Source organism: Actinomadura nitritigenes, assembly GCF_017573545.1.
Classification (GTDB): Bacteria; Actinomycetota; Actinomycetes; order Streptosporangiales; family Streptosporangiaceae; genus Spirillospora; species Spirillospora nitritigenes.
In genome coordinates this window covers 1-8,667 of record NZ_JAGEOK010000077.1, presented here as the reverse complement: position 1 = coordinate 8,667, position 8,667 = coordinate 1, and the positions used below count along the sequence as shown (strand labels likewise).

Genomic DNA, 8,667 nt, shown 5'->3' with positions numbered 1-8,667 from the left:
GCAAAGGGCGGTGGGTGCTCAATCCACGACTTCCCGGCCAAGGGCGCGGGCTGGTCACCATCTGGAACGACGGCGGCGCGTTCGTCAGCCCACAGCGGTCGGTCTTCCAGACCGAGGCGCCGCGAACATTGGCCCACCTGGACGAACGCCTCCCGGGTGAGATTCGGCAGAACAACTACCTCACCAGCCCCATCGACCAGGATGTCCTTGCACTGCTGACCGACGCCTATATGGAAGCTCGCACAAGCGAGAGCTGACCATCCGTACGGGAACATGCAGTTGGGAACACTGGAGCCAAACCGGATCGATTACCGAAGGAGTATCAGCGCAGAGCCGTGCGCGGGGAGCATGTGACTCTGCAAGTAAAGCGTGCCCTAGCTGCGGGGCCAACCCTGCGTGCACAGGGAGCAGGGAGCCATGTCTCTAGGCTACAGACGAGGATGGCGCAAGTGCCTCGGCGGGAAGCACAGCAGGGGATCCATGGAGTCGTTGCCGTCAAGAGCCCGGCTTGATCAGGGAGTTGCCCCAGGCGAGAGCCGCGGCGGCCGTTCCGCCCGCGACGAGCAGAGATTGCGGGAATGAGGTCGTGGACAGGTACGTCAGGGCGCCGGCACCGATGGCCACGAGGGCAGCGGACAGTAGAAGCACGAAGGTGTGGAGGTCGAAGAGAGGGCTCACGATTGGCACCCACTGGAGGACGGTGACCGACGCGTGGGGACGTCGTGGTCGGTCTTCTGGCCGACGATGAAGGCCGCTACGCCCAGCGGCTCTCCGCCGGCCTACATCGAGCGCTGAGCATCTCGCAGTCCTGGTTCTACAAGTGGAAAGAAGTGCATCGGCGTCCAGGCCCTGACCGGGCGGCAGTGGCGATGCGATGAACTGGACACCGCGATCGGCCGGGACTTCGAGGCAGCCAGCGGACCCCACGGGTCGCCGCGGTTTACCGATGACCTGCGTGAGGAGGGGTGGCGGATGCCGGTGGGGGACATGACGCAGATCGACACCGAGGAAGGGCCGCTGTATCTGGCTATGGTGGAGGACATGTTTGCCCGTTGGCTGCGGGGTGTGCTTCCCCTCGTAGCGTGGAGACCTGGACCAGAGAGATGGGTTCGTCGATGCGGCGGGTGGACAAGCTGGTGGAACAGATGGGCATCAAGGGCATCTCCAATAGCCAGGTCAGCGAGATGTCCAAAGTGCTGGACGCTCAGGTGGCCGCGTTCCGCAACCGCCCTTACCGCTGACCGACTGTTGGGCGCGGGCCAGCACCGCGATGGACTGCACGAGTTCGGAATCCTCTGGCAGCGGCCGGTGATGGGCGGCGTCGACCCGCAGAATGTCGGCCAGTGTGAACGCGTCGGCGTGGTCGCTCTTGGACCGGGCGACGGTATGACGCTCGCGACAGCGGGTTACGGCCACTGGGTTGATCGCATAGACCTGGCGGCCGGTGGCGCGCAGGCCGCTGGTGGACGTAGCCGAACAGGCGGCGCGGCAGGACCGAGTCCCGGCCCATCGCGAAGAGCGGCCGTGACGTGCTGGCCTGCGCTGCGTTCCCGGACGCGAACTGCGCCACGACCAGACCCGCGAGGAAGATCGAGGGGAACAGGTCACCGCCGATCGTCACGGCGATCTCGGACGCCGCCGCGCCGGAGTCCTTGAACGCGCTGCCTGGATGGGCCGGCTGCGTGGTGAACGCGACCGCGACGAAGATGGCGCCCGACGCCTGAGCGACCTGATTCTCAGTCTCGCGCCAGCGGCGATCCGGCCGCCGAAAGACCGCCCCGGTGGTCGGTACGGGCTCCGGAACGGCCTCCTTCCCCCCGTCGGCTTCGGGGGGCCGGACGTGGAGTCCGAGACGGATTGGCGTGACGGTCACGTATCGCGGACGGTTCGTCCAGGAGGCGGGCGGTTCCCCGACGATGCGTTCAGGCGCGATTGCGCGAGACGCGGAACCCGGCACGATGAGCACCGTGAACGAGAATGATCTTTTCAATCTGGACGGTCGGCGGTTCGCGATGGTCAGCTCCACCGCGAGCCGCGTGGACCCTGCCGCGCCCACACGATTCGCCTACGCCGAGGCCGATGGCGTGGTGTGGGGCAGTTACGAAGGCGACACCGTGGTCCACGGCAGGTTCGTGGGGGCCCGGCGCGGGGCCGAGGTCCAACTGAACTACGTCCATCTGACCAAGCAGAGCGCGCATCCGGTCGCCGGGTCCAGCACGAACCGGATCGAACTGCTGCAGGACGGCCGGATCCGGCTGGTGGAGGAGTTCCAGTTCGAGGGGGACGATACGCCCCAGGTCAGCATCTGCGAGGAGATCCTCAGGGGAGGTCTTTGAGCTCGGCCCGCCCCGCGTCCGCGCGGATGAAGCGCATCCGTCCCAGGGCGACCGGACCGGGGCCGGGCTCCGCCTCCGCCTTCGCCGGCGCGCAGTCGGACGTCAGCACGAACGGACGGCGGATCACCTCGTCGAGGATGAGCACCGTCTCGGTGGCCTTCACGGCCGGGATGCCGGCCAGGCGTTCGGAGACCAGGCGATGCACGGCGGCGACGTCGGTGGCCCGGACCTGAATCATCGCGTCGTGCTGGCCGGTGGTGATCGCGCAGTACTCGACCTCCGGCATCAGTGAGAGCTGGGCACGGAACTGTGGCCACATCTGCTGCCGGACGGTGACGAAGATCAGCGCGCAGATGCCGAGGCCGGTGCGGACGGGGTCGACCTGCACGGTGAACCGGCTGATCACGCCGCCGCTGCGGAGCGCCTCGAAGCGCATGTAGGCGTTGGCCCGGGAGATCCCGACCCGCTGGGCGAGGGCAGCGATGGAGATCCGGCCGTCCTGGCGCAGGACCTCCAGCATCTTGAGGTCGATCCGGTCCAGCTCGGTGCGGATCTGTCCAGGTTCGGTCCGCCTATGAGGCGGTCCCTGGGACGGTCTGGCCATAGATCCGTTTCCCTCTTCCGCTTTGTCTTGACTTTTGCTGGTTGCGTAGATGTTTAGCCGGAAGTCTCGCACTATCGGACTTCGTCGTCCAGAAGTACGAACTGACCTGACGGATCCCCGGAGGCCGCGATGCCGATCACGAGTAGAACCACACGGCGGGCGGCGTGCTCCGTCCTCGTGGCCACAGCACTCAGCCTGACCGCCTGCTCGGGCGGGGACGAGACGTCGTCGTCCGGGAGCGGCGAGGCCCTGGTCGTCGACACCTCGTTCAACCTCAAGACCGCCGACCCGGGACGGATGTACGAGCAGACCGGCCTGCTCATCGACCGGGCCCTCTACGACACACTGCTCGGCTTCAAGGGCTCCGACGTCAGCAAGCCGGTGCCGTCGCTGGCAGAGTCGTACGAGCTGTCCAAGGACGGCAAGAAGCTCACCCTCAGGCTGCGTCAGGGCGCGGTCTTCTCCGACGGCAGCCCCGTCACCGCCGACGACGTGGTGTTCTCGCTCGACCGGGTCCGCGACCTCAAGGGCAACCCGTCGTTCCTGCTCGACGGCGTGACGGTCGAGAAGACCGACGACAGGACCATCACCCTGGTGTCGGCCAAGCCCAACCCGTCGCTGCCGTTCATCCTGCCGAACCCGGCGCTCGGCATCCTCAACTCCAAGGTCGTCAAGGCCAACGGCGGTGCCGCGACCCCCGCCGACAAGGCGGAGAAGTACCTGAACGGCCAGTCGGCCGGATCCGGCCCGTACATGCTGGAATCCTTCAACGCCGCCACACAGGTCGTGCTCAAGGCCAACCCCAAGTACTGGGGCGCCACCAAGCCGGTCTACAAGCGGGTCGTGCTGCGCAACGTCCAGTCGCAGACCCAGAAGCTGAACGTGCAGCGCGGGGACAGCCAGATCGCGGTGGACCTGACGGCCGACCAGGCCCAGGGCATCGGCGGCGGCACCCAGACCGTCAAGGGCGCGTCCGCCAACGTGTTCTTCCTGCTGACCAACCGGAACCCGGCCGTCAGCAAGATCACGTCCAATCCCCGGTTCGCCGAGGCCGTCAGCAAGGGCGTGGACTACGCGGGGCTGCTGGAACTCGCCGGCGAGGGCTCGGTGCAGCCGGCCGGCATCATCCCGTCCATGATCAACGGTTCGCTGCCCGCGGAGCAGGCGCCCAAGCGCGACGTCGCCGGCGCCAAGGCGGCGCTCGCCGCCGGGGGGATCACGAACCCCAGGGTCAAGCTGGAGTTCCCCAGCGACTTCACGCTCAACGGCCTGTCCTTCCAGCCGCTGGCCGAGCGCATCCAGGCCAATCTGAAGGAGGTCGGCATCACCGTCGACCTCGCCCCCGCGCCGATCGCGACCGCGCTGGAGAGCTACCGCGACGGCAAGGAGGAGATGGGCCTGTGGTGGTGGAGCCCGGACTACCCGGACGCCAGCAACTACCTCGCCTTCCTGCCCGGCGGACTGATCGGCGAGCGCGCGGGCTGGAAGAAGGGCGCGGACAAGGCGCTGGAGGAGGCCGGCGCCAAGGCCGCGAGCACCATCGGCGATGACCGGTTCACCCAGTACCACCAGATCCAGGCCCAGCTCAACGCGCGCGGCCCGATCGTGCCGCTGATCCAGCCGAGCCAGCGCCTGGTCACCGCCGGATCGCTGACCGGCCTGGCGGTCAACCCGGTGTGGACCTTCGAGATCGCGGCGCTCGGCCGCAAATGAAGTCCACTGACCCGTCGGACGGGGCGACGCCCGAGGGCCGCCGGCCACCCGGCGCCCGGTGGTGGTCGCGGCATCCGCTGATGCGATTCCTGGCCCGGCGGCTGGCGGTCTCCGTGCTGCTGGCCGTCGGGGTCACCCTGGTCACCTTCGTCCTGACCAACATGGTGCCTGGCGACCCGGCCACCGCGAACCTCGGCCAGCAGGCGCTCGCCAACCCGGCGATCGTCCAGCAGTTCCGGGAGGAGCACGGCCTCGACAAGCCGCTGCCCGTGCAGTACGCGACCTACATGGGCGACCTCGTCCGCGGGGACCTCGGCGAGTCGCAGCAGAGCCACCGGCCGGTCGCCGACGACCTGCGGGAGTTCGTCCCCGCGACGTTCGAGCTGGCCGGCACGGCGCTGCTGGTGTCGCTCCTGCTCGGCGTCGCGTTCGGAGTGATCGCCGCGTTGCGCCGGGACCGGCTCGTGGACCAGTTTCTGCGGGTGACGAGCCTGGCCGGCGTCTCGGTCCCGACGTTCTGGCTGGCGCTGCTGGCCTTCTACCTCTTCTTCTACAAGTTCGGGCTGGCCCCGGGCTCCGGCAGGCTCTCCCCGGCCATGGCGCCTCCGCCGCGCACCACCGGCCTGTACACGGTGGACGCGGCGCTCGCCGGCCAGTGGGACGTCTTCGCCAGCGCAGTCGGCCACCTCCTGCTGCCCGCGCTGGTGCTCGCCGCCTACACGATCGGCCTGCTCACCAGGTTCACGCGGTCGGCCGTGCTGGAGGTGCTCGGCCAGGACTACGTGCGGGCCGCCAGGGCCAAGGGGCTGCCCGGCCGCACCGTCCTGTTCCGGTACACGCTGCGCGCCGCGCTGGTGCCGGTCATCACGGTGGCGGGGCTGGCCTTCGGCAGCCTGCTGTCCGGCACCGTGCTCGTCGAGGCGGTCTACGCCTGGCCCGGCATCGGCGAGTACGCGTACAAGAGCGCGACCACCCTCGATCTGCCCGCGGTGATGGGCGTCGGTCTCGTGGTGGGCGTGATCTACGTGGTGGTCAACCTGGTGGTGGACATGCTGTACGGCGTCATCGACCCGAGAGTGAGGCACACGTGAGCCGCAGGGTGCCGGAAGCATGGCGCAAGCCGCTCGCCGTCGTCGGCCTTGTCATCGCGGCAGGATGGCTGGTCGTGGTGGTCGCCGCGCCGCTGCTCGCGCCGCACGACCCGCTGAGCCAGGCGTTCCCGCGGCTCCAGGGGCCGAGCGGAGCGCACTGGTTCGGCACCGACGAACTCGGCCGCGACGTCCTCAGCCGGGTGCTGTACGGCGCACGCCTGTCCATCCCGCTCACCCTGCTGCTGGTCGTGATGTCCGTCGTCATCGGCGGGCTGCTGGGAGCCTGCGCCGGCTACTTCGGCCGCTGGCTGGACGAGACGATCATGCGGGTCGCGGACCTGGTGTTCGCGTTCCCCACCGTCATCCTCGCGATGGCCGTGGCCGCCTCGCTCGGCGCCAGCCTGCGCAACGCGGTGCTCGCCGTGCTCGTCGTGTCCTGGCCCGCGTACGCCCGGGTCACCCGCGGCCTGGTGCTCGGCGTCCGGTCCCGCGAGTTCGTGATCAGCGGGCGGCTGCTCGGGTTCTCCGCGTGGCGCTCGCTGCGCACCGACGTGCTGCCGAACGTGACCGGCCCGGTCCTGGTGCTGGCCACCCTCGACATCGGCACCCAGCTCCTGCTGCTGTCGGGATTGTCGTTCCTGGGGCTCGGCGCCAAGCCGCCCACCGCCGAATGGGGCTCCATGGTGGCGTCCGCCACGCACGTGTTCGACAAGTGGTGGGTCGGCGTGTTCCCCGGCCTGGCCATCCTGACGGTGGTGCTGGCCTTCAACTTCCTCGGTGACACCATGCGCGACGCGCTCGACCCGCGGACGGCACGGGCGATCAAGGAGCGGGCGCTGTGACCGTGCTGAACGTCGAGCGGCTCACCGTCGAGCTGGCGGGGCGGCAGATCATCCAGGGGATCGACCTCGTGCTGGAACCGGGCCGGATCCACGGGCTGGCGGGCGAGAGCGGCTCCGGGAAGACCATGACCGGGCTGGCCGTCATGGGGCTGCTGCCGCATGGCGCCCGTACCGGCGGACGGATCCTGTTCGACGGGACCGACCTGCTGGCCCTCCCGCCCAAGAAGATGAACGCGCGGCGCGGCAGAGAGATCGGCATGGTCTTCCAGGACCAGTCGACGAGCCTGCACCCCATGCTCTCTATCGGCCGCCAGCTCACCGACCACATGCGTCACCACCTGGAGCTGGACAGGGCCGAGGCGCGCCACCGCGCGGTCGAACTGCTGACGCGGGTGCGCATCCCGGACGCCGCCGGAGCGCTCCGGCGGTACCCCCACCAGTTCTCCGGCGGCATGCGCCAGCGCATCGCGATCGCGATCGCGCTGGCCTGCGACCCGAAGGTCCTGATCGCGGACGAGCCGACCACCGCGCTCGACGTGACCGTCCAGGCCGGCGTACTGCGTCTGCTGCGCGGCCTGTGCGACGAACTCGGACTCGCCGTCCTGCTGGTCACCCACGACCTGGGCGTCATGTCCGCGGTGGCCGACACGATCAGCGTGATGCGGGCGGGCCTGCTGGTCGAGACCGGCGCACGCGCCCAGGTCATGCGTGAGCCCGCCGACGAGTACACCCGAATGCTGCTGGACGCGCTGCCGGAGCGGAGCACCTCATGAAACTGCTGGACGGCACCGATCCGGCGCCCGCCACACCCCTGCTGGCCGTCGAGAACCTGGTGGTCGACCATCGCAGCCCGGACCGGCCCCCGGTACGGGCGGTGGCGGGTGTCGACCTGTCCGTCGCGCCCGGTGAGGTCGTCGGCCTGGTCGGCGAGTCGGGCTGCGGAAAGTCCACGCTGGCCCGCGCCATCTGCGGGATCATCCGCCCGTCCGGCGGCTCCATCGGGTTCGAGGGCCGCCCGGTGACGCCGCTCGGCCTGCGCCGCCGCGATCCCGCGCTGACCCGCATCCAGATGGTCTTCCAGGACCCGTTCGCGTCGCTCAACCCGCGCCGCCGGGTCGGCGGCCAGATCGCCGACGGCCGGCGCGGCGGCCCGCCCCCGGGTGAGCTGCTGGAACGGGTCGGGCTGTCGGCCGGCATGGCCGGCCGCTACCCGCACGAGTTCTCCGGCGGACAGCGGCAGCGCATCGCCATCGCTCGCGCGCTGGCCGCCCAGCCCTCCCTGCTGATCGGCGACGAGCCGATCTCCGCGCTGGACGCCTCCGCCCAGGCGCAGGTCGCGGCGCTGATGCGGTCGCTGACCGTCGAGTCGGGGGCGGGGCTGCTCTTCATCAGCCACGACCTGTCGGTCGTCCGGATGATCGCGGACCGGATCGCGGTCATGTACCTGGGCAAGATCGTCGAGATCGGCCGTACCGCCGAGGTCTGGGCCGACCCGAAACACCCCTACACTCGGGCCCTGCTCGCCGCCATCCCGGCGCCGGACGGGGCGGGTACGCTTCCCGCCGAGTTGCCCGGCGACGTGCCGGACCCGGTGTCGCCGCCGTCCGGCTGCCGGTTCCACCCGCGCTGCCCCCACGCCATGGACATCTGCTCGGAGCGGGAACCGGTGCAGGAACGCGGGGTGGCCTGCTGGCTCCACGATTCGGCGCCGGAATGAGCGACACTCGTCTGGAGCGGGTGCGGGCCCGCATGATCGAGCACGGGGTGGACGTCCTCGTCCTGCGCCCGTCCTCGAACCTGCGGTACCTGGCAGACTCGGTGCGGCACGGCTTCCTCGTGATCACGCCGGACGGCCCGCCCGCGCACGTCCCCGATGCCTCGCCCCTCATCCCGGTGGGTGCGCGGGTCGCCATCGACCCCCAGATGCCCGCGCATGAGCTGCTGTCCATCCAGGAGCGGCTCGGCCCGCAGACCCTGTTCGCCTCGGCCGAGCCGCTCCTCGCATCACTCCGGATGCGCAAGTCCGACGCGGAGATCGCGGCCATGGAGCGCGCGGCCGTCGCCGCCGACCGGGCCGTGGC

Annotated in this window: 10 protein-coding genes and 3 pseudogenes; 10 read left to right on the top strand and 3 right to left on the bottom strand. The window is 69.9% G+C overall.

What is annotated here, in order from left to right; all coding sequences use genetic code 11:
- A partial coding sequence (locus J4557_RS48600; protein WP_208274708.1) for a hypothetical protein occupies positions 1-257 on the top strand: 257 nt, incomplete at its 5' end.
- Between the two features lie 238 nt (positions 258-495).
- On the opposite strand, the gene J4557_RS48595 is transcribed toward J4557_RS48600, so the two are convergent.
- Complete coding sequence (locus J4557_RS48595; RefSeq protein ID WP_208274707.1) at positions 496-678, bottom strand: hypothetical protein; 183 nt, start codon at positions 676-678, stop codon at positions 496-498.
- A 425-nt stretch (positions 679-1,103) separates the two neighbouring features.
- On the opposite strand from J4557_RS48595, the pseudogene J4557_RS48590 reads away from it, so the two are divergent.
- Positions 1,104-1,232: pseudogene (locus J4557_RS48590) on the top strand (transposase); the annotation flags it as partial.
- Between the two features lie 13 nt (positions 1,233-1,245).
- On the opposite strand, the pseudogene J4557_RS48585 reads toward J4557_RS48590, so the two are convergent.
- Positions 1,246-1,461: pseudogene (locus tag J4557_RS48585) on the bottom strand (IS110 family transposase); the annotation flags it as partial.
- 68 nt (positions 1,462-1,529) lie between these two features.
- On the opposite strand from J4557_RS48585, the gene J4557_RS48580 reads away from it, so the two are divergent.
- Positions 1,530-1,724: a hypothetical protein gene (locus tag J4557_RS48580; protein ID WP_208274710.1), complete on the top strand. Its 195-nt coding sequence runs from the start codon at positions 1,530-1,532 to the stop codon at positions 1,722-1,724.
- A gap of 138 nt (positions 1,725-1,862) precedes the next feature.
- The gene (locus J4557_RS48575; RefSeq protein WP_243777540.1) at positions 1,863-2,336 is read left to right on the top strand and encodes an avidin-fold protein; all 474 of its coding nucleotides are present in this window, start codon (positions 1,863-1,865) and stop codon (positions 2,334-2,336) included.
- On the opposite strand, the gene J4557_RS48570 is transcribed toward J4557_RS48575, so the two are convergent.
- A complete protein-coding gene (locus J4557_RS48570) occupies positions 2,320-2,940 on the bottom strand; it encodes an Lrp/AsnC family transcriptional regulator (protein ID WP_208274703.1) in 621 nt (206 codons plus the stop codon). The genes J4557_RS48575 and J4557_RS48570 overlap by 17 nt on opposite strands.
- Before the next feature lie 177 nt (positions 2,941-3,117).
- Between J4557_RS48570 and J4557_RS48565 the strand changes: the two genes are divergently transcribed.
- The 6 genes and pseudogenes from J4557_RS48565 to J4557_RS48540 form a co-directional block, all read left to right on the top strand.
- On the top strand, positions 3,118-4,653 hold the full coding sequence (locus J4557_RS48565) for an ABC transporter substrate-binding protein (RefSeq protein ID WP_307800632.1): 1,536 nt from the start codon (positions 3,118-3,120) through the stop codon (positions 4,651-4,653).
- Positions 4,654-4,733: 80 nt separating this feature from the next.
- Positions 4,734-5,744 carry an ABC transporter permease gene (locus J4557_RS48560; RefSeq protein ID WP_243777539.1) on the top strand — a complete coding sequence of 337 codons (1,011 nt, stop codon included), beginning with the start codon at positions 4,734-4,736 and terminating at the stop codon, positions 5,742-5,744.
- On the top strand, positions 5,741-6,586 hold the full coding sequence (locus J4557_RS50625) for an ABC transporter permease (protein WP_208274699.1): 846 nt from the start codon (positions 5,741-5,743) through the stop codon (positions 6,584-6,586). The genes J4557_RS48560 and J4557_RS50625 overlap by 4 nt, the downstream gene beginning before the upstream one ends.
- Entirely contained in the window at positions 6,583-7,359 is a 777-nt protein-coding gene (locus J4557_RS48550) for an ABC transporter ATP-binding protein (protein ID WP_208274698.1), read from the top strand. Before J4557_RS50625 ends, J4557_RS48550 begins: the two co-directional genes overlap by 4 nt.
- Positions 7,356-8,303 (top strand): oligopeptide/dipeptide ABC transporter ATP-binding protein, encoded by a 948-nt coding sequence (locus J4557_RS48545; protein ID WP_208274697.1) that lies wholly within the window; start codon positions 7,356-7,358, stop codon positions 8,301-8,303. The genes J4557_RS48550 and J4557_RS48545 overlap by 4 nt, the downstream gene beginning before the upstream one ends.
- A pseudogene (locus J4557_RS48540) lies at positions 8,300-8,667 on the top strand (aminopeptidase P family N-terminal domain-containing protein); the annotation flags it as partial. The gene J4557_RS48545 and the pseudogene J4557_RS48540, both read left to right, overlap by 4 nt.